At 40.4% G+C, this 26,150-nt stretch carries 21 protein-coding genes, 1 tRNA gene and 1 pseudogene; 11 read left to right on the forward strand and 12 right to left on the reverse strand.

The window, feature by feature from the left end; all coding sequences use genetic code 11:
* Positions 1-9 precede the first annotated feature (9 nt).
* Positions 10-2,553, reverse strand: coding sequence for a flagellar hook-associated protein FlgL (gene flgL / locus CQA40_RS00480; RefSeq protein ID WP_115519042.1), 2,544 nt, complete (start codon positions 2,551-2,553; stop codon positions 10-12).
* 491 nt (positions 2,554-3,044) lie between these two features.
* Here flgL and CQA40_RS00490 point away from each other — a divergent pair, with 491 nt between their 5' ends.
* From CQA40_RS00490 to CQA40_RS00500, 3 genes are all read left to right on the forward strand, one after another.
* Positions 3,045-4,130: a D-alanine--D-alanine ligase gene (locus CQA40_RS00490; protein ID WP_115519044.1), complete on the forward strand. Its 1,086-nt coding sequence runs from the start codon at positions 3,045-3,047 to the stop codon at positions 4,128-4,130.
* Positions 4,131-4,169: 39 nt separating this feature from the next.
* The gene (locus tag CQA40_RS10940) at positions 4,170-5,516 is read left to right on the forward strand and encodes an alpha/beta fold hydrolase (RefSeq protein ID WP_181882775.1); all 1,347 of its coding nucleotides are present in this window, start codon (positions 4,170-4,172) and stop codon (positions 5,514-5,516) included.
* A gap of 167 nt (positions 5,517-5,683) precedes the next feature.
* Positions 5,684-7,153 (forward strand): UDP-N-acetylmuramoyl-tripeptide--D-alanyl-D-alanine ligase, encoded by a 1,470-nt coding sequence (locus CQA40_RS00500; protein ID WP_115519045.1) that lies wholly within the window; start codon positions 5,684-5,686, stop codon positions 7,151-7,153.
* A gap of 131 nt (positions 7,154-7,284) precedes the next feature.
* Here the strand turns inward: CQA40_RS00500 and CQA40_RS00505 are convergent, their stop codons facing one another.
* Together CQA40_RS00505 and dnaG are read right to left on the reverse strand one after the other, a co-directional pair.
* A complete protein-coding gene (locus CQA40_RS00505; RefSeq protein ID WP_115519046.1) occupies positions 7,285-8,427 on the reverse strand; it encodes an argininosuccinate synthase domain-containing protein in 1,143 nt (380 codons plus the stop codon).
* 77 nt (positions 8,428-8,504) lie between these two features.
* Complete coding sequence (gene dnaG / locus CQA40_RS00510; protein WP_115519047.1) at positions 8,505-10,250, reverse strand: DNA primase; 1,746 nt, start codon at positions 10,248-10,250, stop codon at positions 8,505-8,507.
* Between the two features lie 203 nt (positions 10,251-10,453).
* Here dnaG and CQA40_RS00515 point away from each other — a divergent pair, with 203 nt between their 5' ends.
* From CQA40_RS00515 to serA, 4 genes are all read left to right on the forward strand, one after another.
* Positions 10,454-11,242, forward strand: coding sequence for a hypothetical protein (locus CQA40_RS00515; RefSeq protein ID WP_115519048.1), 789 nt, complete (start codon positions 10,454-10,456; stop codon positions 11,240-11,242).
* Between the two features lie 308 nt (positions 11,243-11,550).
* Positions 11,551-13,212 carry a 30S ribosomal protein S1 gene (locus CQA40_RS00520; RefSeq protein WP_115519049.1) on the forward strand — a complete coding sequence of 554 codons (1,662 nt, stop codon included), beginning with the start codon at positions 11,551-11,553 and terminating at the stop codon, positions 13,210-13,212.
* Between the two features lie 89 nt (positions 13,213-13,301).
* Positions 13,302-13,772 (forward strand): hypothetical protein, encoded by a 471-nt coding sequence (locus CQA40_RS00525; RefSeq protein WP_115519050.1) that lies wholly within the window; start codon positions 13,302-13,304, stop codon positions 13,770-13,772.
* Between the two features lie 42 nt (positions 13,773-13,814).
* Entirely contained in the window at positions 13,815-15,401 is a 1,587-nt protein-coding gene (gene serA, locus CQA40_RS00530; protein WP_115519051.1) for a phosphoglycerate dehydrogenase, read from the forward strand.
* 182 nt (positions 15,402-15,583) lie between these two features.
* Here serA and CQA40_RS00535 read toward each other — a convergent pair whose 3' ends face one another.
* Together CQA40_RS00535 and hemB are read right to left on the reverse strand one after the other, a co-directional pair.
* Complete coding sequence (locus tag CQA40_RS00535) at positions 15,584-16,480, reverse strand: pseudouridine synthase (protein WP_309544442.1); 897 nt, start codon at positions 16,478-16,480, stop codon at positions 15,584-15,586.
* A 14-nt stretch (positions 16,481-16,494) separates the two neighbouring features.
* Complete coding sequence (gene hemB, locus CQA40_RS00540; protein ID WP_115519052.1) at positions 16,495-17,532, reverse strand: porphobilinogen synthase; 1,038 nt, start codon at positions 17,530-17,532, stop codon at positions 16,495-16,497.
* A gap of 217 nt (positions 17,533-17,749) precedes the next feature.
* Between hemB and CQA40_RS00545 the strand changes: the two genes are divergently transcribed.
* Positions 17,750-18,751, forward strand: coding sequence for a hypothetical protein (locus CQA40_RS00545; RefSeq protein WP_115519053.1), 1,002 nt, complete (start codon positions 17,750-17,752; stop codon positions 18,749-18,751).
* Between the two features lie 145 nt (positions 18,752-18,896).
* Here the strand turns inward: CQA40_RS00545 and CQA40_RS00550 are convergent, their stop codons facing one another.
* The 3 genes from CQA40_RS00550 to CQA40_RS00560 form a co-directional block, all read right to left on the reverse strand.
* Positions 18,897-19,397 (reverse strand): hypothetical protein, encoded by a 501-nt coding sequence (locus tag CQA40_RS00550; RefSeq protein ID WP_115519054.1) that lies wholly within the window; start codon positions 19,395-19,397, stop codon positions 18,897-18,899.
* 80 nt (positions 19,398-19,477) lie between these two features.
* Positions 19,478-20,446 (reverse strand): hypothetical protein, encoded by a 969-nt coding sequence (locus CQA40_RS00555; RefSeq protein WP_115519055.1) that lies wholly within the window; start codon positions 20,444-20,446, stop codon positions 19,478-19,480.
* A gap of 17 nt (positions 20,447-20,463) precedes the next feature.
* Positions 20,464-20,766, reverse strand: a complete 303-nt coding sequence (locus CQA40_RS00560) for a hypothetical protein (protein WP_115519056.1) — start codon at positions 20,764-20,766, stop codon at positions 20,464-20,466.
* Positions 20,767-20,974: 208 nt separating this feature from the next.
* Here CQA40_RS00560 and CQA40_RS00565 point away from each other — a divergent pair.
* The 3 genes from CQA40_RS00565 (at position 20,975) to CQA40_RS00575 (ending at position 23,366) form a co-directional block, all read left to right on the forward strand.
* Positions 20,975-21,052: transfer RNA gene (locus CQA40_RS00565), tRNA-Pro, on the forward strand.
* Positions 21,053-21,657: 605 nt separating this feature from the next.
* Positions 21,658-22,890: an ammonium transporter gene (locus tag CQA40_RS00570; RefSeq protein WP_115519057.1), complete on the forward strand. Its 1,233-nt coding sequence runs from the start codon at positions 21,658-21,660 to the stop codon at positions 22,888-22,890.
* Between the two features lie 62 nt (positions 22,891-22,952).
* Positions 22,953-23,366, forward strand: coding sequence for a hypothetical protein (locus CQA40_RS00575; protein WP_115519058.1), 414 nt, complete (start codon positions 22,953-22,955; stop codon positions 23,364-23,366).
* A 74-nt stretch (positions 23,367-23,440) separates the two neighbouring features.
* Here the strand turns inward: CQA40_RS00575 and obgE are convergent, their stop codons facing one another.
* From obgE to rplU, 4 genes and pseudogenes are all read right to left on the reverse strand, one after another.
* Positions 23,441-24,547, reverse strand: coding sequence for a GTPase ObgE (gene obgE, locus CQA40_RS00580; protein WP_115519059.1), 1,107 nt, complete (start codon positions 24,545-24,547; stop codon positions 23,441-23,443).
* Positions 24,548-24,588: 41 nt separating this feature from the next.
* Complete coding sequence (locus tag CQA40_RS00585; protein WP_115519060.1) at positions 24,589-25,086, reverse strand: DUF2059 domain-containing protein; 498 nt, start codon at positions 25,084-25,086, stop codon at positions 24,589-24,591.
* A 177-nt stretch (positions 25,087-25,263) separates the two neighbouring features.
* Positions 25,264-25,509, reverse strand: a pseudogene (gene rpmA, locus CQA40_RS00590) (50S ribosomal protein L27); the annotation flags it as partial.
* 179 nt (positions 25,510-25,688) lie between these two features.
* Positions 25,689-26,009: a 50S ribosomal protein L21 gene (rplU, locus tag CQA40_RS00595; protein ID WP_115519062.1), complete on the reverse strand. Its 321-nt coding sequence runs from the start codon at positions 26,007-26,009 to the stop codon at positions 25,689-25,691.
* Positions 26,010-26,150: the final 141 nt, after the last annotated feature.

Genomic DNA, 26,150 nt, shown 5'->3' on the forward strand with positions numbered 1-26,150 from the left:
TTTACGCGCTTATAGGTAGTTTACTAGCGACATTTGGTTTATGCGACTTGTGGAGTTCATCACCGCACTTAGATTTGTGGTTAGGTTGCTAAATTTATTATAAGTTTCGGCAATGTCTGTGCCGATATTTTGCCCTTTTAGTCCTTCTATTTGTGTTTTTAGCACTTCGTGGCGGTGGATTACATTGTCAAATGTCCTGCCACGCGAGCCATTTAGCGCGATTAGTTTTTCGATATGGTCGCTTAGGTGGTCAAATGAAGCGATAGCGTTTTGTATGCCTTTGTTGCGCAAGTCTCTATTGTAAGTGTCTTTTGCTCCTGCGCGGTAGATTCCCTTGCGCACAGCGTCTATGATTTCATTTATCTCTTGGAAATAATTTACTTCAGGAGAGTCAATAATAAGCGCGTTGTTTGCATTTAAGCGGATAGAATCCACATCGCGATAGAGTTTGTCCTCTGAAAAATCACTGCTACTAGAATCATAAAAAGACATATTCATTCGCGTGATAGAGCGGAGTTTGTCTTGGATTTGGATTTTGCCATCGGGCGACATTTTTAGCTCTACCATATTTTTTGCTCTCTCTAGTAGCTCGGTGTAGGCGTCTTTTGTGTCTTGGACTACGCCACCTCTTGGTGGCTCGATAGCTCGCAGTGAGGGCTCATCTATATTTGAGTAGATAAGCGCGATACTCATCGCGTCCATAAGCTGCCTATAAGTAATGTCATCTACTTTTGTTATAGACACGGACTCATCTGCAGGGTCAAATAGCGGAATCGTATAATCTCGCCCGCCTGTATGGTGTGGCAAAAGCATATATGCACCAGCTGGGTCAAATACGATGCGGGCTTCTACCATTACGCCATTTATGTCATTTAGCTTCATTACATAGCTTTGTCCCTCTATGCTTGCACCCGTTACTTGAGATAGCCTTGTATCAGCAGTGGCATATCCTCCGACATTTGCTAGCACTTGAGATACGCTAGAAGTGAGCTTTGAGCCCTCTACTTTGAAAAATGTCCTATCATATTCGCTTCCATAGTCGCTAGCGATTCCGCTTACTTCCGCACCTTTTTCATCAAGCGTGGTAAGTGAGATAGAAAATCCGTGCTCCCCATCAAAAGGCGGGTCTTTAAAGTCGCTAGATTTATTTCGCACATTATTATCCACGACATACAATCGCCCCTTAGAGATTCCCACATCTATATCCCCACCGAAGTGCTTTTTTATCGCTCGGGCTAAATCCGCTGCGTTTGCCCCCGCTATGTCAAATCTCAAAGGCTCTAGTGGATTTTCCTCATCATTATTTATCGTGCCATCGGCATTGTTTGGGCGAGTGCCCTCTATGAGTAGTGTGGATACATTTGGTGGGAAAACATCTTCTAGCTTGGTGGTTGCCTCTGCGGCTTTGTTGTCTTTTGTGATAAATGCAGTAGGAAGCGTGGTAAATCTAAAATCTGCGTTGCTTGTTACGCCACTAATACTAGAGTGTGTCCTCTCTGTGATAAAATCGCTTTGGATATAGTTTGTTACCCTTGCTCCCATATTTGCTAGCTCATCGACATTATCCACATCGACATCGCTAGAGATGAGATGAAAATCTATGCTAGATTTTCCAGCCTCTAAGTCTTTGATTTCGATTTGCCCCCATTGATTTAGGCTGACTTCGACAACCTTATTTATCGCACTATTGCCAAATTCTTTGCCGATTCTATCAAGTAAATCTTGCACTTTTGTCGCTCTCTCTTCGTTTTCGTAGGCTTTATCAAGGGCAAATTTTGCCTTAAACACCGAGCCATCAGAGCGCACACCGCGCATATAAAAATACTCTGGGCTATCATTGCTTGTATCTGTATCGTTATCGCCGATTAAATCACGCAGTGTGTCATTTGCTGTGATATAGACTTCCTCGCTTATGTTTTTGCGATTTGAGCTATCCATCATCGCAGGGTTTAGCTTGGATTGATTTAGCATTTTTATGTTTGTAGTGATGATTTTGTGCTTGTCAGAATCCCGCCCATAAAAAAGCTCACTTCCTGTGATATTAAATGGCACTAGATTATCCGCACTCACTAGCACACTTAGCTTTTCATCATTGCCATAGTAGTTTCCTTTGACATCAAAGGGTGGTCTATCTGTCCTACTTCCACCAAAGATAAATTTCCCACCGATAGAAGTGTTTGCAAGTCGCAAAAAGTGGTCGCGCAAGCTCTCCAAATCATTTGCCAAAGCCTCTCTAGAAGTGGTGTTGTGAATGTCGTTTGCTGCGTGAATGAGTTTGGTTTTAAACTGCACCATTGTCTCTGAAAGGTCTGAAAGCGTTTTGTCTGTGTTTAGCGTGGCAGTGCGGGCGTGCTCGGCTAAATCCACGCCTTGAGCTAGATTATTTACTTCTTTTTCAAATTTTAGATTTTGGTTATATACGCTTGCATCTTGGTAGCCGTATTGGATTTTTAGTCCTGAAGCGATTTGGGCATTTTTGTCATTTAGCTTGCGCTGTAAGTGCCCTTGGTCCCCCATCATTTGATTGTATTTTGTGCCAAATGTGATGCGCATCATCGTGTCCTTAAAATCTCTAATCTATCTTGCAAATCATTGCAAAATCTAGGCGTATTTTGCGACTTTTTCGCTACTTTTTGTGGTAAAAATGAAGCAAAAATAATGCCAAATAGCCACCAAGCAAATTCCAAGTAAAGAATCAAAAAGAAAAACTAGCCAAAATCCACAAGATTTAAAAATCAACGCAGATTCTTAAAATCTTTAAAAAAACGCTTGCGAAATATTGGCTTACAAGCAAATCTACGAATTGAAATCGGCGTTTTTCGTGTTTTTTGCGTATTTTATTGTGTGTTTATCACTAGGTTTTGTGCTAGATTTTGCGCTTCGTATTTTTGGTGCGGTTAAGAGAAATGCAAAAAATATTAGATATACTCATACATTTTTTAATTATGCGTTTTGTGGATTTGGTGCTTTTATGCAAGATTTTGCTTTAGATTTATGTCGTGTGCGATGTGTAAATAGCGCGAAAATAACAAAAAGGAGTTTATATGAGCTGGAGTGTCATTTTTGGTGGAGTGAGTTTTGAGCACGAGATTAGCATTGTGAGTGCTATTAGCCTAAAAAAAGTGTTGGGCGATAAAATCAAGCATTTTATTTTTTTGGATTCTAGTCATAGTTTTTATGACATTGCACCTGAAAAAATGCAGGCAAAGACATTTGCCTCTGGCGAGTATAAATCGTGCAAAAAACTTTTTCTTGGGCTTGGTGGATTTTATGAAAAAGGATTTTTAGGGGCGCAAAAGCCACTAAGTGATTTGGGAGTCGCACTAAACCTCATACACGGGGCAGACGGCGAAGATGGCACGCTAGCAAGCATATTTGATTTTTACAAAATCCCTTTTATCGGTCCTAGAATCGAAGCAAGTGTTATTAGCTTTAATAAAATCCTAACCAAAATCTATGTCGATTCGCTAGATAAATCGCGTGTAAAAACCCTACCTTTTTGTCGCTACCATAGAGATGAGTTGCCTTACATTTTGGATGGGAGTAAGCCTATTGCGTTTCCATATCCTTTCATCATTAAGCCCGCAAGACTTGGTAGCTCCATAGGCATAGCCATAGTGAACAAACAAAGTGAGGTAGAATACGCGCTAGATTCTGCATTTGAGCTTGATGATAGCGTGATTGTCGAGCCGTTTTATAAAGGCGTGAGAGAGTATAATCTAGCAGGATTTTTGGGCGAAAAAGATGGAGTAAAAAATACTTTTATCTTTTCTCAAGTCGAAGAGCCAAGCAAAAAAGATTTGCTAGATTTTAATGATAAATATTTGGATTTTTCTCGCACGGATAATGCCCCCAAAGCCCAAATAGATTCTAAGCTAGAATCCCGCTTGCAAGAGGCATTTAAAATCATTTATGGAAAAGTATTTGAGGGGGCATTGATTCGGTGTGATTTTTTTGTGATAGATGATGAAATCTATCTAAACGAGATAAACCCAATCCCCGGAAGTCTAGCAAACTATCTCTTTGACAATCTAGAAAAAGCACTAGAATCTATCCACCTACCTAGAAACAAAAATATCCCAATAACTTACGCCTATGTCGAGCATATCCGCAAGACTAAAGGCAAATAACCAAAATCTAAGCTAAACAAAAACGCAAAAAGGGCAGAAATGGCATTGCGCGAAGTGGTGTATAATGGAGTAAAGTTTGGCATAAGCTATGAAAAAATCCCTGCCAAAATCCACACAAATACAAAACCAAACACGCAATCAAATACAAATCCCAACACTTATTCTACAACTTCCACACAAGATTTTACACAAGAATCTAAAGAATCCAAAAATATCATTTTTTTGCACGGCTGGGGGAGCAACAAAGAACTAATGCGCAAAGCCTTTGAAAATGTGTTTTTGGAATACAATCATTTCTACATAGATTTGCCCGGCTTTGGCAAAAGTCCAAATGAAGTGCTACTAAGCACACACGATTATGCAAAGATTGTGTCTTTGTTTGCACACTCGTTAGATATTGTCCCTCATATCGTTGTGGGGCATAGCTATGGTGGCAAAGTCGCGGTATTGCTTGAAGAAGCGCGTGAGATTATCTTGCTTAGCTCGGCTGGAATCATTACACCAAAGCCACTAAAAGTGCGCACAAAAATCGCCATTGCCAAACTAGCAAAAATCGCTCATATTCGCCTGCCATTTTTGCGCTCAAAAGATGCGCAAAATCTAAGCCCCATAATGTATGAAATCTTTAAAAATATCGTAAATGAGGACTTTAGCGAGATATTTCGCAAATGTGAAAAGCCTACAAGTATTTTTTGGGGCGATGAGGACACTGCTACGCCACTTTCAAGCGGGCGCAAAATCCACTCTCTTATGAAAAATAGCAAATTTTGTGTTTGCAAAGGAGGGCATTATTTTTTCCTAGCGCAAAATCCAAACGCCCAAAATCAAGCCAAAAATCAGGCAAGGACTATCCAAACAATGTATAATACGCACAAAATGATGAGAGAGTCTGCAAGAGCGCAATCTCAAAATGAGGCACAAATGAAAATCTTACATATCATCGCGCAGGGCAGGGTGCAGGGCGTGGGCTATCGCAAATTTGCCAAAGCAAGCGCAGATAAAATAGGCATAATCGGTAGCACCCAAAACCTAGAAAATGGCGAGGTAGAAAACTACGCACTAGGTGATGAAGAGAGATTGCTAGAGTTTGTGGGCGAGCTATGGATAGGACCTGCTAGAGGCGAGGTAGAAAACCTAGTCATTAGCGAAGTGGATAGCACAAAGTGGGCGCAACAAGAACAAAAGATTTTGGAGTTTTTGGATTTGACAAAAGATAATTTGGCAAAAGATTTTACAAATAATGCAAATTCTCTTGCCCATTCTACGCAATCGCAAATTGCACAACCACAATCCACGCAACTACAAAAAGAGCTAGAATCCAAACAAACACAGAAGCAAGCAAAATCCACTCTATCTACCCTGCAAGATTTTGTGATTTTGCGATGAAGTGCGGACTTAAGAAGTGCTTGGGACATAAAAGAGCATAAAAAGACATAAAATAAAAGGACATAAAAAATGATTGATTTTACGCCACAAAGATAAAACCTATACACAAACTAAACAAAAAATTGGCAAAATTACACAATGAAATCACACAAAAATTAGGAGTATAAATGTTGTTTGATATTTTGGATTTTATCTCTAGAGTGTTGTTTATCCTTGCTATTTTTTATTATTCTATTTCTTTGCTTCAGTGGTACAACTACAACCCTTGGCGAGTGCTTACTAAGCATCATAGATTTAGTTGGCATTTGAAGTATTTTGTTTTGCCTATCGCTGCATTTATCGTGTGTTTTCATTTTGGGCAGAAGCTGATTTTTTATATTTATTTGTATGTGGTGTATTTGCCTATGCTTATTTATTGGGCTAGTAGGCTTGATAAGCGTGTGGTTTTTACTCGCAGGGTGTGGCGTTCGTTTATCATTACTGCGGCTTTTGCAGGGCTAAATGAAGTTCTTTTTTATATCTACAATGACGAGCTATATTTCTTGTGGCTTATGCCGCTTGTGTTTTCATTTGTGATTTGTGAGGTGTATGAAGCAGTGCTTATGCGCAACTTTGTCGCTCTAGCAAAAGAGAAACTCTCAATGATGAGCGGGATTAAAATCGTAATGATAACAGCGAGCTTTGGCAAGACAAGTATCAAAAACTTTCTTTTTCAGATTTTGCAATCCCAATACAACACCTACTGCACGCCTCGAAGTGTGAATACCTTTAAGGGTATCGTTATGGATATAAACCAAAATCTAGCCTTTGGCACAGATGTCTATATCGCTGAAGCAGGTGCTAGACAAAAGGGCGACATTTCTCAAATCGCCACCTTTCTAAATCCACAATACGGAATCATAGGCGAAATCGGCAAAGCACATATTGAGTATTTTAAAACCATAGAACAAGTGGCAAAAACCAAGTATGAATTGCTAGAATCCGAGCGATTGCGCAAAGTGTTTATCTACCAAAAAAACGAGCTACCAAAGCTAGATGCGAGGCTAAAGCGTATCGTGCAGACATATCCACCAAAGGTGCGAAATATCGAGGCTACTTTGGAGAATACAAAGTTTGAGCTAGAAATCGATGGGGAGTGGGTAAACTTCAAAACCAATATTTTGGGGAGGTTTAATGTCGATAATATCGCTGCGGCGATTTTGCTAGCTAGGGAGTTTTCTATCAATATTGATTCTCTAAAAAAACTTGTAAAAACCCTAACGCCTATTGAGCATAGGCTAAATCTATCTATCTCAAATGGCAAAACAATCATTGATGATGGGTTTAATGGAAATCTAAATGGAATCTTGGAGGGAATCTATCTTTGCTCACAATACAAAGGGCGCAAAGTCATCGTTACGCCCGGGCTTATAGAAAGTGATGAGGAGTCAAATATCACGCTAGCAAAGGCGATAGATTCTACATTTGACTTAGCAATAATAACAGGCGAGCAAAATTCTAGACTTATTGCTTCATATCTCCACCACACGCGCAAAGTCCAACTACGAGAAAAGACACAGCTAGAAAATGTGCTAAAAGGAATGGTAGGCGAGGGGGATTTGGTGTATTTTGCCAATGACGCTCCAAGCTATGTGTAAAATCGTGCTTTTGCGTTTCTAAGACATTTTTTTTATAGAAGTGTGGATTTTTGGGATTTTATTTAAGATTTTTATGCTTTAGGATTTTGCGGTAGGCACAAAATCCTAAATCCAAACTAGAATGAAGCATTTTATTTTAGTAGCAAAAATTCTCTAGCTTTTTCTTTTGGATATGGCAGGATTTCATAAACCTCTTCGCCTATTTTGACTTTTTGTGCGATTTGGGTTTGATTTTGTGGTGGTGGCGATATTTCATCGTTATTTTCTTTATTTTGCGCGTTTTTATCATTTTTGGCATAGCCTAGAGTTATGCGAGCTGCTAGGATTTTGTCATCTTTGCTTGCGTCTTTTTCTACCAATCCTAAAGGTCCTATGGATTCTAGCAGGATTATTTTTTCCATAGAGGGATTTGGCTCATCTAGCTTGGTGTTCTCACTCTCATTGCGCCCGATGATAGCACGAGCACCATTTGGCAAAACCATATACCGCCCGACTTTGACTATGGTGCTATCTTGGAGTAGCATTTTTCTATGCGCACTTAAGTCTTTTAGCTTTTTTGCTACGCTTATATCAGTTAGCAAACAGCCCCCGCCCGGATTTTCATAATGCTTCCACCCCCATTTTTTTACCATTTCTAGCTGTCTAGTGCGTCCCCGCCCGCTTATATCTAGTAGCTTCTCTCTATCTACCCAGCCTGCCCTTTCAGGAAAGCTAGGAGGTAGTAGCTTTGCACTCATAGGGCGCAAAAGTAGCTCATCTAGTGATTTTGGTTTATTTACCCCATCGCCTTTTGTATCCAAAATCTTATCAAATCGCCCACTAGATTTTCCCTCTCTATCATCTGTGTTCTCGCTATCTTTTTTGCCTACTTCTCGCACGAGGCTTCGCACTTGGTCTAGTGCTTGTTTGCGCTGTGATTTTGGTCGCTGTCCTAGCACCTCTCCGCTCACTACAAAGCTCGCCCCAAAAGATTCTAGCAGATAAAACGCATTGGCAAACATATTTGCGTGGCAGTCTATGCAGGGATTGAAGTATTTGCCATAGCCGTATTTGGGAGTGAAAAGCACTTCATCAAAAAACTGCTTTCTTATATCCACTACTTCTAGTCTAGCCCCTACTTGCGCACTTGCGTTGCGTAAGTATTCTAGTTTGTCTTTGTTGCCACCAAAGCCTATGTTGAAATGAAGTGCGATGACTTCTATGCCCTGCATAGTAAGTAGCTTCATAGAGATGAGGCTATCACAGCCACCGCTAAATAGTGCCAATGCTCTCATTGCCTAAAATCCTCCTTTTATTTTTGCCCTAAACATTGATAGATTCTAGTTTTGCGGGATTTTGCTTTATTAGATTTTCATATCGTTTGTAGCTCGCCTTTATTTAGCTTGGCGATTTTGCTCCTTAGTCGCGTGATAAGTGATATATCTGTGGCTAGCTTTAGCTCTCGCTCCAAATATCGCCTAATAAAATATTTTAGCTCTTCTTCAAATCCTTTCCCCTCATCATCATTTCGCAAAGGCAAAGGGTCTAGCGCGATTCCTAGAAGCAGTGGGTGATTTTTGTTATCCGCACACAATGCCTCAAAAGCCTCTTTATAATCCACAAAAATCCGCACATCAATAAAATCTAGTGCACGATTTAGCAAACTCTCATTTTCTAGCATATAGCGCAGTATAAGTCGCTCTAGTCTATCCCCGCTAGATTCTAGCACGGCGGTGTTTTTGTAGATTTTGGATTTTGTGTTTTGGAGATTGATTAGCGCACCTTTGTCATACTTGGTAGTGATAAGTCGCTGTGGGATATGCAAAAGATTTGCTAAAAATCCTACATATTCCTCTTGCATTAGTGGGCTAAGTGAGTGCAAAAACTCGCTAGATTCTTTGAGGGCGTCCTCTTTTTGAAGTGGGTTTTTTTCTATGTCGTGCGCTTCTATGATATGCCTAAAGCAAAACTCTATAAAAGGCGCGGGCGAGGCAAAAATCTGCTCTAGCTCGTTTATCCTGCCTTGTGCTACCATATCAGCAGGGTCTGCACCATTTGGGAAAATCACTACTCCGCCCTTTTTGCTAAGTGGGGCAAGTAGTTTAGAAGCCTTAAAGGCAGCATTTATCCCTGCTTTGTCTCCATCAAAGCCTAGTATGATTTGGGGCGAACCTTTATCAAGCAGTGGTATATGCTCTTTTGTGAGTGCTGTGCCAAGCGTGGCTACGGCGTTTGTGATACCTGCTTTGTGTAACATTATCGTATCTAGATAGCCCTCTGTGATGATGATTTGCTTGCGCTTAAAAATCGCGCTTTTTGCGATATGGTAGCCATATAGTAGCTTTGATTTATTGAAAATCGTGCTTTGGGGGGAATTGATATATTTACCTATTTTTCCCTCTTTGACTGCGGTGTCATTTAGCGTGCGCCCGCCAAATCCTACGATTTTACCATTTGGCGAGTGTATAGGGAAAATCACTCTATCGCTAAATCTCGCATACATTCGCTCATTTGCTCTTAGCCCTGTGCTATTTTGAGTATTTGAGACACCTTGCGTTCTTGCGTGGCTTGAACTGCTAGAATCTTGCCTCTTGCCTAGCACACCATATTCTAGCAATTCCCTAAAATCCAATCCATTTGCGTTTGCAAAACCTAGATTTTGCGCACTTGTAGGACAGTAGCCCAAGCAAAAAGTTTTGATTAGATTTTCATCTATACCGCGTTGTTTTAGGTAGTCTAGGTGTAAGGGCGATTTGGATAGATTTTGGGCATAAAATTGCGCGATTTTCTCTAGCGTGTCGGTTTTTTTGATTTCTTTTTTGTTGTCGTATTCTAGGGTAAATCCACACATATCAGCGATTTTTTCAATCGCTTCTTTGTAGCCTAAGTGTTCATATTCCATTACAAAGTTTATCGCATCTCCGCCTTTTGCACACGCTCCATAGCAAAAGTATATGCCCTTTTGTGGCGACACCTTGAAGCTAGGAGTTTTTTCGCTATGAAAGGGGCATAATGCCTTAAACCCACTGCCATCAGGCACTAGCTCAATATAGCTGCCGATGATTTCGACAATGTCTATGTAGTTTTTTAGATTTTGTATGCTTGCTTGACTTATCACGCCTTGCCTTTTGGAATGCTTTGGGACTTTTTATATTGCCTTTATGTTTTTGCAAAATTATAGCACAAGTATTTTTCTTAAAGAAAATGTCATTTATTTAGGAATGTATTTTGCTTTTTGAATTTTTGTGAGAAGATCTTGGACAAAAGTCTTGGCAAAACCCAAAAAAAACACAATACAAACACAAAATAGCGGAGAATCTCGTGCGTGATTACAACCTGCAACATATCGCTACATTTTTCCTAAATCTCTTTAGGCGGATTTTTTTTAAGCCACAAAAGCTACGATTTGGACTACGACTTGGCACAATCTCTACTCTAGCTCGTGCTGCTGGCTGTGCTGGGCTACTTATGCTTGGTTTTAGTGGCTGTTCGGGGAATTTTGTGCAAATGCAATACCTCTCATCAAAAGAGCATAACTATCTTTTCAATCCACACGCACCCACGATTATCGCTTATCAAAAGGGAGATTTGCTTGCCGCTTCGTATGTGCCTTTTGTAATGGAGGAGCTATCTAAGCAGGGCTTTACTGCACTATATGCACAAGGACAGCTTCCGCGCAAAAAGGCTAGAAATATCGTATTTATAAGCCTTACAAAACTTACCAAAACCATACCCACTTCAAGTGTGTCTTATGTGCCCTCAAAAATGATAGACCAATCATCGTGTGTGAATTATGACGGAATGTATTATTGCAGGGAGGAGACTTACCCCATTATCACGGATTATACAACTAGCTTGGAGGTAAGCTCGGGGTATCATTTTATTATGGATTGGTATGATTTGCCAACAAAGAAGAGGATTTTTTACATTGACGGAAGTATAGATGATAGCCCGTGCGTGTTTGAGGGGATTTACAAAGATTTGATTTATCAGACGATTGCGCGGATAGATATTTCGCGTGGCGAAGTGTATAGCTACCCTACCACGCTATCATACTATGATGCAAGCTGTCTGCTCGCACAGACGAAAAAACTTGGTGTAAAAAGATAAAATCTAAGAATCTAAAAGCTATTTTTGCGATTCTTAGATTTTTTAGATTTTAGGCTTGCGCTTTTCTTTGCGCTTTTTGTGATTTTGCTTGACAAAAATTCTACAAAACTTTATAAAATTCCACAAAAATACTAAAAATATTTAGAAAATCACACATAAAATTGTTATTTTTGGCGCACTTTTAGGGCATTTTGCACATTTTGGAATCAATTTTGCAACAGTATAAGCAAACTTTTGGCATAAATTAAGGCTTTTTCAAGCCAAGCTAGGTTATAATGCCAAACATTTTTTAAGATTAAGAGGTTAAGATGTTAAAAATCCTAGATGATGTCGAAGATAACGGAGAATTTGCAAGACTGCTTGAAGAGAGTGAAAGGAAAGAGGAAAAAGGACAAATAAAAATCGGCAAGGTTATCGCCGTGCGCGAAGATGGGGTGCTTGTCGATGTGGGAGAGAAAGTAGAGGGCTTTTTAGGTTTAGGCGAAGTGGCTGACACTTCGGGGACTATCAGCCTAAAAAAAGGCGATGAAATAGAAGTGTTTGTATCCTCTAGCAGAGGGGAGCGACCCAATATCTCACACAAAAAAGCAGTTAAGATTGGCAAAATCCAAGCCAAGATAAAACAGCTAGGAGAGAATTTCAAAGATAGTGTTGTAGATGGCAAAATCACGCGCAAAAACAAGGGTGGTTTCATCGTAGAATCCGATGGTATAGACTATTTTATGCCAAAATACGCTTCTGCGTTTAGAGACCCTGCTAAAGCGGTGGGGCAAAGAGTGAGGGTGTGCATAACCGATGTGCGACCAAATGAAAATAGCATACTTGTATCTCGCAAGAGGTTTTTTGAAATCGATGATGCGAGGCAGACAGAGGGCTTGCAAAAACTAAAAGACCACGACAAAGTCTATGAGGGGGTTATCCGCTCTATCACTAGCTTTGGTATGTTTGTCGAAGTTGAGGGGGTAAAGGGGCTAGTGCATTATAGTGAGATAAGCCATAGAGGACCTGTAAACCCCTCAAAACTCTACAAAGAGGGCGATAAAGTTTCTGTGAAAGTCGTCCAATTTGACGAGGAAAAGAAGCGTTTATCTTTTTCTATAAAAGCTGTTAGCCAAGACCCGTGGCAAGAAGTGCAAAAAGAATTGCAAAAAGGCTATGCTATCAAGGTTGTGGTTACAAATATTGAGCCCTATGGTGCGTTTGTAGACATTGGCAATGATGTAGAGGGCTTTTTGCATATCTCTGAAATCTCTTGGGACAAGAGCATCAAGCACCCTGAAGAGCAACTAAAAGTAGGGCAAGAAATTGATGTCGAAATCATAGAGATAGATACTAAATCACGCAGGCTTCGCGTTTCTCTCAAAAATCTACTACCAAAGCCATTTGCTAATTTTGCCAAATCACACAAAGTAAATGACATTATCAAGGGCAAAGTTGCCACCATTACGGATTTTGGTGCGTTTGTCAGTCTTGGCGAGGTTGATGGACTTTTGCATAATGAAGACTTATCTTGGGAAAAGGGCTCAAAATGCAAGGAGCACTTAAAAGTGGGCGATGAAGTCGAAGTCTGCATAATCAAAATAGACACTGCAAATGAGCGCGTAACGCTTAGCAAAAAAGCCCTAGAAGAATCCCCAGCACAAAACTTTGCCAAAAAGCACAAAATTGATGAGGTTTTAAAAGGCAAAGTGATTGATATTAAGGATTTTGGCGTGTTTATCCAAGTAGATGGTATGGACGCGCTTATCAAAAACGAGGATTTGTATCCTGTCAAAAAAGAAGAGCTAAAAGTGGGCGATGAGATTGAGGGAGTGCTTTTGTCTATCGACAAAAATAGAATCCGAGTGTCTGTCAAAAAGCTAGATAGACAAAAACAAAAAGATGAACTAAAGGCTTTCAATGCCAATAGTGCCAATGATGACAAAATGACACTAGGCGATAAGCTAAAAAACAAAATACAAGGAAAATAAAAGCCCCAAATTTTGTGATAGGGGCGCAAGTGCATAAAAGCTATGAGATTTGCTAGCTTTTATGACAACATAGCAAAAAGGGGAGAGTGATGAAAGGTAGATATGTCTTAGGTGGGATTGCGCTCATAGGGACTATCGTGGGCGGCTCTCTAGCGTGGCTATCCCACTACAAAGAAAATCTATCAAAAAATGGCATTGTGCTTAAGTTTTTCAACGAAGCACCTATCGCAAAATCCCCCGAAGATACTTCTGAGCATTGGTTTGATAATGCCAAAAACTTTAGAAAATCCTACACCTACCCAGCACAAGAATTTGAAGTGTTTGTAGATTTTATAAATCCAGACATACCCCCCGTGCCTCAAAAACTCCTAATCACCGCGATAAACCCCTACTATCTAGCTTGCCTAAATGAAGTTTTTAAGGCGCAAAATATCCACTTTGCATATAGCAAAAACCATAACTCCACCGACATAATCGTCTATCTGCCAAAAGAACACAAAAAAGCGACAAATCTCATACAAGAGTTGCGATATTATGAGATTCCATTCACTTATCAATAGTTCTACCAAATCCACCACAAAACCACAAAAGGAGAATCTAAAATGAGCAAATACAAAATCGCTGTATGCGACCATATCCACGAAAAAGGTTTGCAGCTACTATCAAATGAAAGCGACATAGAAATGCTAAATCTAGCTAGCTTGCCAAAAGATGAGCTACTAAAACATCTAAGCGAAGCAGATGTGGCTATCACTAGGAGTTCTACGGGCGTGGGCGATGCGTTTTTGAGCAGTGTGCCAAACCTAAAAGCTATCGTGCGAGCGGGCGTGGGCGTGGATAATGTCGATATAGAAGCCTGCTCTTATAAAGGTATCGTAGTGATGAATGTCCCTACCGCAAATACAATCGCAGCAGTTGAGCTAACGATGACTCATATCCTAAGTGCGATTCGCAATTTTCCAAGCGCAAATCATCAGCTAAAAGATGAGCGCAAATGGAAGCGTGAGGATTGGTATGGCACAGAGCTAAAGGGCAAAAAAGTGGGAATCATAGGTTTTGGGAATATCGGCTCACGCGTGGGAATCCGCACCAAAGCATTTGAAGCGGAAGTCATTACTTATGACCCTTATATCTTGCCATCAAAAGCCACAGATTTGGGAATCAAATACACAAAAGATTTTAATGAGATTCTCTCTTGTGACATTATCACTATCCACACTCCCAAAAATGCCGAAACAAAAAATATGATAACGGCAAAAGAAATCGCCAAAATGAAAGACGGAGTAGTGCTGATAAACTGCGCTAGAGGCGGGCTATACAACGAAGATGATTTATATGCTGGGTGTAAGAGTGGCAAAATCCGCTGGGCTGGAATCGATGTCTTTGACAAAGAGCCCGGCACTACTTGCAAGCTACTAGATTTGCCAAATGTCTATGTAACGCCACATATCGGTGCAAACACACTAGAATCCCAAGAGCAAATCGCTATCCAAGCAGCACAAGCTGCTATGCAGGCTGCGCGAGGAGCTGCATATCCAAACGCGCTAAACCTCCCCACAAAAGGTGCAAATGTCCCTGATTTTGCCGCGTGCTATGCCGAGCTTATGCAAAAAATGGGATTTTTGATAGCCCAAATCGACAAAGGAGCGATAACCTCGCTAAAAATCACTACACAAGGCGAGATTAGTAGCCATATTGACGCGCTAGAGACTTATGCGATAGTGGGTGCGCTAAAGCCATCTCTTGATAACAAAATCAATTATGTAAATGCGCCATTTATCGCCAAAGAGCGCGGTATAGAAGTGATAAAATCCACCAAAGAATCATCTACTTCTTATAAAAATCTAATAACCCTCACTGCTAGCACTAGCAAAGGTAGCCTAAGTGTGAGTGGAACGGTGTTTGAGGACAAAGTCGTCCGTCTTAGCGAGATAGATGGATTTGAGATTCTCTTTGAGCCAAAGGGGCGAATGATATTTTTCAAAAACACCGATGTGCCAGGTGTAGTGGGAAGTGTAGGGCAAATACTAGGTAATCACGGAATCAATATCGGGGATTTTCGTATGGCTAGAAATGCAAAAGGTGAAGCGCTCGCTGTAATTCTTATCGATGAAGAAGCTCCCAAATCTGTAATGGAAGAAATCTCTAAGATTCCAGCCTGCATATCGCTAAATGCTGCGGTGATTTAGCAATTCTTAAAGAGGGTTTTACTTTTTGTTGCCCTTTTAGATTTTACCTTGTCGTTTGTGTGATGACAGGGTAAATCTTGCTTTTTTGAGTTTATAAATTTTGCAGTCGCTTTCATAGTCCGCTTTACTACCATAGATTCAAAAATACGCATTTTTTTTGCAAAAAAAAAAGCAATAAAATTTTATAGATATTTTTTTGACTTCATAAACTCTTTCAAGTTTTTGTATTCATCTTTGCTAAAAAAGCGAGACTTACCAACGGGCAAAGCATTTAGATGGACAAATCCAAACCGAACGCGCCGCAAGTCTAGCACCTTAGCATCAAAATGCGCAAAAAATCGCCTAAGTTCTCTATTTTGCCCCTCATTTATCACTACTTTTAGTCGCGAAAAAGCGTGCGTATTTTTGATAATCTGCACGCTAGAAAATGGTGCAAAATCCATAGAGATAATCTTGCTAAGTCGATGTCCACCTGCTTTTGCGTTTTTTAGGCTTAGTCCATCTTGCATAGCTTCTAGCATTTTTGGCGAGATTTTAGAATCGATTTTTAGGATATATTCTCGCTCCAAATCACTGCCACTTAGTGCGTTTATCACGGTTTTTGAGTCGCTTAGGATTAGCACTCCCTCACTTGCAAAATCTAGCCTGCCAACAGGTGTAAAATGCCTAAACTTCTTTCCTAGTCCATCATAAACCACTCGCCTACCACGAGAATCCACCCTGCTTACTAGCTCGCCTTTTGGCTTGTGATAGACTATTGCGCTAAAGTGTGCTTCGCTTCTTTCGCGCACCAAATTCCCATCGACAAATACTCTCTCCCCACCTACTAGCACTTCTCCTAGTGTGGCAATCTTGCGCCCTATTTTTACGCGTCCACTAGCGATGATTTCATCTGCTTGTCGCCTAGAGTAAGGGCAATGTCGCGCTATGTAGGCATTTAGTCGAATCGCTTTTTGTTCTTTTTGTGATTTTTTTTCTACACTAGATTTTGCGCCAAATTTTTTGCTAGATTTTTTTTCAGTTTTTTTGCTAGTTTTTGCGTTGCTAGATTTTGCGTTTGATTTTTTATTTTTTGTCATTTTTTAGTTTTATCCTAGATTTTGGATTTTGCTAGCATTTGTGCAACTTCTTTTGCGTGATAGGAGATGATAATGTCTGCTCCCGCTCGCTTAAATCCTACAAGCGTTTCTAGCACGATTTTATCATAGTCGATTACGCCTGCGTTTTTGCCTGCTTGCATTAAAGCATATTCGCCACTGACATTATACACAGCTAGTGGCAGTAGTGTCCGCTCTCTCACATCTCGCACAATGTCTAAAAACGCCAATGCTGGCTTTATCATCAAAATATCCGCTCCCTCCGCTTCATCGGTTAGACTTTCATTGATTGCTTCTTTGCGGTTGGCTATGTCTTGCTGGTAGGATTTCCTATCTCCAAAGCTAGGAGCAGACTGAGCTACATCACGAAATGGTCCATAATACGCGCTTGCAAATTTCGTAGAATAGCTCATAATAGGTGTATTTGCAAAGCCAGCACCATCTAGTCCTGCTCGAATAGAGCGCACCATTCCGTCCATTGAAGCACTTGGAGCGATGATGTCCGCTCCTGCACTTGCTAGATTGATAGCTTGCTTGGCTAAAATCTCTAAAGTTTTGTCATTATCTACACTTGGGTTTTGACTTGGATTTTGGCTTTGATTTGATTCTAGGATTCCGCAATGCCCGTGGCTAGTGTATTCACAAAAGCACAAATCCACACTTACCAAAAAATGTGGATATGCCTTTTTGATAGCCCTCACACTTTCACACACGATATTTTGCGGGTTTAGGGCTTGGCTACCTACTTCATCTTTTTGCTCTACAATCCCAAAAAGTAGCACTTTATGAAGCCCTAGCAAATCTAGCTCTTTGCATTCTTTTAGCAGTATGTCTAAGCTCATTTGATACACCCCCTGCATAGAAGCTATTTCATTTTTTATCCCCTCTCCCTCCACCACAAAAAGCGGATAGATAAAATCTCCCACCCTCAAATGCGTCTCACGCACCAAATCACGCAATATCTCGCTACTTCTTAGTCTGCGAAACCGCCTAAAATCTAACTCCGCTATTTGTTTTTGTGTGTTTTGTGCCATTTTCTCTCCTTGATAGCCACATTAGATTGCACGAGATTTTGCTGCTACTTCAAGTCTGCAAAAGTCTTGCAAAAATCTGCAAAAGCTAAAAATATCGTAGAAATATAGCATTTATTTGATAAAATTTTGGTTATTTTTATCTCAAATGCAATGTGCTAGCCTTTTGCACAAATAAATCCTTTACGCGCTTAAAAAAGCAAAATCTATAAGGAAAAAAATGCTATCAAGCCACGACTTAAATCTAATGACTTCTTATCTCAAATCCAAAGGCTACACAAAAGAGCAAATCGCTTCAATGAATGACAAGCAAATTCTGCGCGACTATGAGGAAAAAACCAAAGAGTTTCTCTACCAAGCAAAAAAGCAAATCGACATTATTCCCCAAACCCCCAAAGAAGTGCAAAGAAAGGATTTGCAACATCTCCAAATCCCCTTAGAGCTTGCTCAAATTATCGAGCAAGATAATGTCAAAATCTATGAAATGCTTGATGAATACATAGAGAATTATAGTGTGCGAGAAGTTGCAGAAGTGATTTTTATGAAAACAAAGCACACCAAAATCGCTAAGCTAGAAAAAATGATGAGAATCAAGCGAAGTCAGCTCCAAGAGCTATGGCTAGAAGCCCTAGAGCGAAATCTAAGCACACTTCCTGCAGAGGAAGCACAAACGCTACTGAAATTTTACTACGACAAAAAAGACAATCTAATAGAGCTAAAAGACATATATACTCGTTCAAATGACAAAAAATACCTAAGCCAAATCTATGAAATCGCGTGTATGAAGCTGCATATCGTGCGAGACTATATGCCTAAAGAATTAGAAGAAACTTATCGTGTGTATTATGATAATAGTCAAGAAAAAATTGAGCTTATTAAGCAGATTTTGAATATTTCAAACGGCTTTGAAAAAGGCTATCTTTTGGGGCTTTCTATGCACGATTTGGGAGAGCTACTTATCCAAATCCAAGAAGAGCTACAAAAAAAGAAAAAAGAGGAAGAAGAAGTCAAAATGTATTTTGATGAGTTCAAAGACGCGCTTCATAGCACAAAAGAAGAGATGTTTTTGGAAGTCTGCATAGATGCTGCTAGCGCACTCTCACGCGAGAGATTTCAAGAGCTGTGTGCCAATCTTGCCAAAAAGTTTAAAACCTTTCGACATAGATTTACTGATATAGCTAGACATCACAAAGAAATAAGCAACTTACAAATTGTGTTTTAGGTGTTTTATAAATTGCGTGTTTTTTAGATTTTAGGATTTGTTGGTAAAAATCGTATTATTTTCTTTTGCTTTTTTTTAAAGAATCATTTTTACAAAAATAGAAAACATTACAAAAAATGGATTTTATGTAATATTTATGCAAAAATCACTTTTGCGATGACTTTTGCATAGAGAGGCTAAAGTATTCGTTTATTTCCTCTCTAGGATTGGATAGGTATTCTATTTTTTGAGGGAATCTATCTTTTAGATACATCCAATGCGTGCGCTTGTTTTCGCTAGTATTTAGCGTCATATCTGCAAATGCGACAAAGCCATATTCACTAGGCTCGATATGCTCAATTTCTATGCCATTTGCGCGAGCATAGTCCCATAGCTTAGCATTGTGGTAGTTTATATCATCAACCACTTCATAAAATCCTATTTCGCCAAATTCTCGCTTTAGCCGTGCGATTTCGACTTCATCAAAAGAAATGTGGATAATGCACCGCTCACAATGAACGATAAACGCCTGCATATTTTGTGGTGTTGCAGTGGCGTTTGGTTGTGGTTTTTTGCGTAGTTGTGTTTGCTTTGTGGTTTGCTTGGCAGGGGCAAAATCCACAGCACAAAAAGAAGCCAAAAAAATAGCAAAAAAAATGTTTTTCATAGAATCTAAGCCTTTTATTTATTTTATATTTACTTGCAAAAATTTCGTTAAAATCTTGCCAAAATCTTATTTTACAGAATTTACTTGCTTTTTTTCTTGTTAGCTCGCTTAGTGGTTGCTTTGGTAGGACTTGAGCTAGGATTTTGGCTAGAAGCACTTGCCCTTTTTATGCCTTTAGATATTTCTTTTATCGCAGAGTCCATAGCTTTGCGCACTAGATATGCTTTGTCCTTTGGTTCTATACTTATGCGTTTGCCGATTTCTAGCACTTTTTTGCTTTTGATTTCCATTTGTGCATTTGCCCTCGCGCTAAACCGCTTTCGTTCGCCATTAAAAAAATCAGGGATAAATTCTAGCTCTAGCTTTACGCTAGCTTGCTTTATGCTTGTAGCGACAAATGTCCCCTTAGAAGTGCTCTCCACCAAATCACTTCCATATCGCAGGCTTACTACATACATTTCCTCTAGCTCTTGGCATAAGTCATTTAGCCCTGCTAGAAGTGCTTGCTCGGCTTCATCTTGGGTGATTCCTAGCGCATTGTTAGTGGGGTTTGGCTCACTTTGGCTAGATTCATCTGTGTTTGATTCTTGCGCGGGGGTTTTGGATTTTTTAGAATCTTTTGTGAGCGGTGGCTTTTCTAGCTCTTTTATGCCGTCTTTTTGAGCGCAGTCCTCGCAAGGAGTGTCATCTAAAAGCCCGATTACTATTTGCTGGACTTTTGGACACTTCTGCGGAGTGGGATTTTCAGGATTGTTTTTTACACTTGGCAGTGCTTTATATCCAAAGCACCCGCTAAGTCCAAAAACACTTACAAATACTATGGTAAGCATTAGTTTTGCTTGGTTTGTGTATGAAATTTTTTGCAAGGTTTTATAGGATTGTTTTGCTAGTTTTGTTTGCAGATTTTTCATCGCCATTTTTTGCCTTTTTGGAGATTTTGAAGTGTTTTTGGGGTTTTTAGATTTTGCCCTTTTTATGCAAAATCTTTTTTTAGAGATTTTACACGCCCTCACATTATACACAAAAACTTTAAGGATTTTATTCCCCATTGATTTTGCTTTGGATTTTACTTTTTTGATTGCATCTCTTCAGATTTTGCTTCTTGGTGTTTTTGGAGTTGTTCGCAGGCTTGCTTATCGCCATTTTGACACATAGAGTCTAGCATTTGTCGTATTTGCTCTAGATACTGCTCTTGCTCTTTTTGCTTTTGTTGGGTGGCTTCTTTTTGTGCTTTTTTTTGGGCTTGCTCCTCTTGTATGGAGGCAAATTGCCATTTATACACAAAGTATAATATGACACACATTATTATCATAAAAATAAAATCCGTGCTACGCACTTTTAGCTTTTTGCAAAAATTACACCACGCCATTTTGTCTCCTTAGAGCATTTTATTTTTTTACGCTTTTTTAAACAAAATCAAATTTTACTCCAAAAAATCAAAAATACGCAAATACTATTGTATAATACGCGTTTTTGCATTTGACTATTTTGGATTCCAAGTATTTAGATACCAAGCAAGGATTTTTAGATTTTGTGGGATTTTAGTCATTTTGCAAATGTTTTTTGCATCTTTTGCACGGAGTATGGCGCAGCCTGATTAGCGCGCACCCTTGGGGTGGGTGAGGTCGTGGGTTTGAATCCCGCTACTCCGACCACTGATAAGCCACTATATTTATCACTTATTTTAAGATTTTGCTTGATAGAATCTTATAAGTTTCCTCCCGCATTTTCTCTAATTTTTTTTTTCGCATTTTTTTTTTTTTTGCAATTTTTTACAAAACTCTTTACACAAAAATTTTCCATAACTTCCACAAACTCACACAAAACTTCACGCCACAAAAATCAAAACAAAATATAAAACTTCTTGCAATTTTTATTCATCTTTTATCCGCCAATTTTTTTTTTTGCAATTTTTATCTTTGTAAAATCTTTTTTTACCTTAATCTGCTTGTGTTTTTATTTTTTTGATTTTTTTATCTTTTTTTGCAAAATCTAATTTAGATATTTACATATTTTTTTGATAAAATTTTTCCGTAGCCAAAGGGCTACCAACTCTTAGAACTCCATTACGATTGCTTTGTATGAGGCGTGTCAAATGCCCTAATATCAGCATTTGTAACTTCTGCCAAAAGCCTTAAGCAAAGCCACCCACTTAAGAACTTATGTGGATATGCGGACTCTTACACGACTTCTTATCAAAGCATTGTTAGGATTCTTTACTTTTGCCAAAAACGGCGAATGAGGAAACAAAGGAATGACAATGGATTTTGTAAATACAAGTTTCATAATGCTGTGCTCACTTTTAGTCCTGCTGATGACGCCTGCGCTGGCGATGTTTTATTCTGGTATGGTTGGCACAAAAAATACGCTCAACACCATTATGAATGGTTTCATCGTCTTTGGCGTGATTACTTTGCAGTGGATTATCGTGGGCTTTAGTTTGAGTTTTAGCGGTGATAATGCGGGCATTATCGGGGATTTTGCCAATTTCGCGCTCGCTGGAATCGCTGGCTATAACGATGATGGCGTGCCAAACATTTTGTTTATGCTCTTTCAAATGATGTTTGCGCTCATTGCTTCAGCGATTATCACGGGCTCGCTTGTAGGGCGCGTGAAGCTCGGCGTGCTTGTGGTGTTTTTGCTTTTTTGGAGCACGATAGTGTATGACACACTCGCGCATATGGTGTGGGGTGGCGGATTTCTAGAATCTAGAGGCAGCTTAGACTTCGCAGGCGGTGGTGTGGTGCATATCAGCTCTGGTGTGGCTGGGCTAGTTGGTGCGCTGCTTGTAGGTGCGCGCAAAACCCCCGCTTCTACGAGCGGGGCGCACTCTGTGCCTTATGCGTTTTTGGGCGCGATTTTGCTTTTCATCGGCTGGCTAGGGTTCAACGCTGGGAGTGCTGGCGCAGTTAATGAAATTGCGGTAAATGCCTTTATCGTAACGATTATTTCAGCGGCAAGCGGATTTTTAATCTGGGTGCTCCTAGAGTGGGTAAAGCACAAAAAACCCACCGTGCTAGGGGGTTTAAGCGGGCTTGTGGCTGGACTTGTTGGAATCACACCGGGCGCGGGATTTGTAAGCATTTGGGCGAGTGTGCTTATCGGTATGATAAGTGCGCTGGTGTGCTACTTTGGGTTGTTTTATATCAAATACAACCTCAAATGGGACGATAGCCTTGATGCGTTTTCATTGCACGGAATCGGCGGAATCTGGGGTGGCGTAGCTGTTGGGCTTTTTGCCTCTGGCACAGTAAATCCCGCCGTAGTAGAGCAGGGCGCACTAGGCGAGGGACTGCTTATCAGTGGCTCTTATGAGCTATTTTTTGAGCAGATTTTTGCTATTGTGGTGTGTGTGGCACTCTCTGGCATTGCAAGTTTTGTGATTTTTAAGGGCATTGGCTTAGTTACGGATTTGCGCGTCAAGGAGGAAGTAGAGCAAGAGGGGCTAGACTTGCGCTTACACGGCGAAAAAGCCTACGATATGAAAGAATAAAAAGAGTAGGCAAAATTCTCCACAAAGCACAAAAAGCAAAAAATCTAAAATGGAATAGCACGATGACAAAATATATAAAATCTATTTTTGTTTTCGCCGTGTGCTACTCTGTGGCTTATGCGGGAGCGGTGTGCGATTACAAAATCGACAAAGCAAGGGAGGGGGTGCGCTCTTATCAAGCCTACAAAAATAGCAAAAAATTTGATGAAAATAAGCTAAAAGAAGCAAAATCCCAGCTTGACACTCTCCTAAAATCCTGTGATGATGAGGCAGTGCTAAAAGAAGTGGAGGAATACATAGCCAAGACAAAAAAGCGATATGAGGTAGCAAAGCAAAATCTAGCTATTTTGGATTCTAGCAAAAATCCTCATCAAATCACTCAAGCAAAGCTAGAGTGCAAAATCGCTCACATAGAATACATAGCCGCTAAGCAAGAGGAACTACGACTAAAAGATTTGCAAAAATCTAATCGCTAGAATTTAGATTAAGTTTTTGTTTGGATTTATTTTGTGAGATTTATTAAAATTGTTTGCAGATTGGTTTTAGTATTTTAGAGTTTTTGTAGCGATTGAAATAAGTAGAGTTTTAGCTCGTTTAGATTTTTGCGTTTGATTGCAGAGATGGGTAGGATAAAGGCTGGGGGAGATTGTAAAGAGTTGGCAAAGTCGCTTAATTGCGCGATTTGTGGCGCGATTTGGGACTCATCTTGCAAGGCGTCAATCTTGCTAAGCGCGATTCCAAACTCTCTCTTAGCTAGCGTGCTTGAGTAGGATTGTAGCTCATTCCTTAGGGTGCAAAACTGCTCTTTAAGGCTTAGCCCTCCCTCAAATTCTAAGTGTGCAAGCTCCAAGTGCCCAAACTCCAAGCGCGTGCAATCAAGCACAAAAAGCAAAAACTTCGTGCGCTCAATGTGTCGCAAAAACTGCAAGCCAAGTCCTTTGCCCTCGCTCGCCCCTTCAATAATCCCCGGAATATCCGCCATTACAAAAGACTCTCCAAAGCCTTTAAGCCCATTTGCCCCATTTTGCGCGCTTTCTACCACGCCCAAATGCGGTGTAAGCGTGGTAAATTCATAATTCGCCACTTCGGGCTTGGCGTTTGAGAGCGTAGAAATAAGCGTAGATTTCCCCACATTTGGATAGCCCACAAGCCCCACATCTGCGATGAGTTTTAGCGCTAGCTTTATGTGGAGTGATTGTCCTGCTATGCCTTTTTGCGCGTAAGTTGGGGCTTGGTTTGTCGCGGTTTTAAAATGTGCATTGCCTAGCCCGCCTTTGCCCCCCTTTAGCGCGACAAAGCGCGTATCTGCTGCCTTAGAATCCTTGCAATCCGTTCCAAAATCGTGCAAAACCTCCCCGCTCTCAATGTCTAAAATCTGCGTGCCAAGCGGGACTTTGATAATGCAGTTTGCGCCACTTTTGCCCGCGCACCGCTTTGGCTTGCCAGCCTCGCCATTGCCTGCTTTATGGTGCTTTTTGCCACGAAAGTTTGCGAGCGTGTGTGCGTTGTTATCCACTTCAAAGATGACATCGCCACCCCTGCCGCCATCTCCGCCATCAGGTCCGCCCTGAATGACAAACTTTTCGCGCCGAAAGCTCACGCACCCAGCACCGCCACTGCCCGAAGTGATAAAAATATCTACGCTATCAACAAACATTTGTGTAAGGCTTTGTGGCTTTGCATTGTAGATGAGTAAATCTATTGTTGCAAAATCGCTTGGAATTTTTCTTGGAATACGGGGAGGTGCTTTTGGAGGATTTGTATCATTATGGGCGTTAAATCCTCATTTACCATTGAGAATTGCATTTTGGCGAGTTTTTTGCCTAGTGGCGTTTGGTAAAATTTCGTAAGTTCTTGTAAGTCGCTAAGAGAGAGATATTTTTTATACACACTTGGCATTATCGCCATCATATCGTTGTATGCGCCGTTTATGTATTCTTGGTAGGCTTTGGCGATTTGCTGTTTTTGTTTGCTGCTTAGTTTGTTGCCATATTCTTTATACAGCGCGTCAAGGGCTTGTTTGTCATTTAGAAGTTGATTAAGCGCGGCATTAGTTTGTGAGGTTTCCAAAAACTTCTCTAAGGCTTTTTGATACTCATCAGCCAAAGCCACGCCAAAGCCAAACACACCAAGTAACGCGCTAAAACTAAGCACACGCAAGGCACTTTTTACGCTGAAGTGTTTTAGCCTTTTCATCGCTCCTTACCCTTGCCTAGCTTTTGGTTGCTTCTTTAGAGATTCTTTATACTCTGCTTAAGCCTTTTGCGCTTTTGTCGCTTTTGTGCTTGTCTTTGTCGCGCTTTTTTGCGCTGTGGCAGTCTTTGCGCTCTTTGCTTGCTTTGGGCTAGTTTGTGCTACAAGCTCGCCTTGTGCGATGACAGAGACTTTTTTGCGGAGTTTTGATTTTTGGGTAAATTTCACCACGCCATCGATGAGTGCGAAAATCGTGTGGTCTTTGCCAATGCCTACATTATCGCCTGCGTGGATTTTTGTCCCGCGCTGACGAACGATGATATTGCCCGCTCGCACAAATTGTGAGCCAAATTTTTTGATTCCTAGTCGGCGTCCTGCTGAGTCTCGGTTATTTTGGGTGCTACCCTGTCCTTTTTTGTGTGCCATTTTTGCTCCTTTTAGTGTATTTGCCCTGATTGTCTTTTAGCTTCTTAAAAGCTCCTATAAGGCTTTGCAAAATCCTTAAGATTTTTGCTTTGTTTGCCTTTGTGCTCTCTAGATTCTAGAGATTTTGTCCCGCATAAATTTCTAAACTTTTCTATGCGACAAAATCCAATCCCAAGAATCTACCCCGCAATGCTTAGGATTCGCACGCGTGTAAAATCTCGCCTAAATCCGCGCTTTGTCTTGCTGTCTTTGCGTCTGTGTTTCTTAAACGCGATGACTTTCTTGCCTCTGCCCTCGTTTATGACTTCTGCTTGCACTTTCGCGCCTTTGAGGAAAGGCGTGCCAATGCTTAGCTCCTTGCCATTATGCAAGGCTAGCACTTCGTCAAATTCTAGCTTTTCTTTTGGCTCTTTGCCTAGTTTGTCAAGTAGCAAAACATCGCCTTGCGCGACTTTATACTGCTTACCACCATTTTTAAATATCGCGTAATTTTCACTCATCGCGTATCCTTAAATTTTGGAAATAAAAAACGGCTATTTTACCTCAAAAATATTTAATTTAGGCTTTATTTGATAAGTTTTTTCGCGTTATGTTGATAGATTTTGGCTTAAAATTTTGAAAAATTTATCAAAAAATTTCAC

It is taken from the genome of Helicobacter sp. MIT 01-3238 (assembly GCF_003364135.1).
In the GTDB taxonomy this organism is placed as follows: domain Bacteria; phylum Campylobacterota; class Campylobacteria; order Campylobacterales; family Helicobacteraceae; genus Helicobacter_B.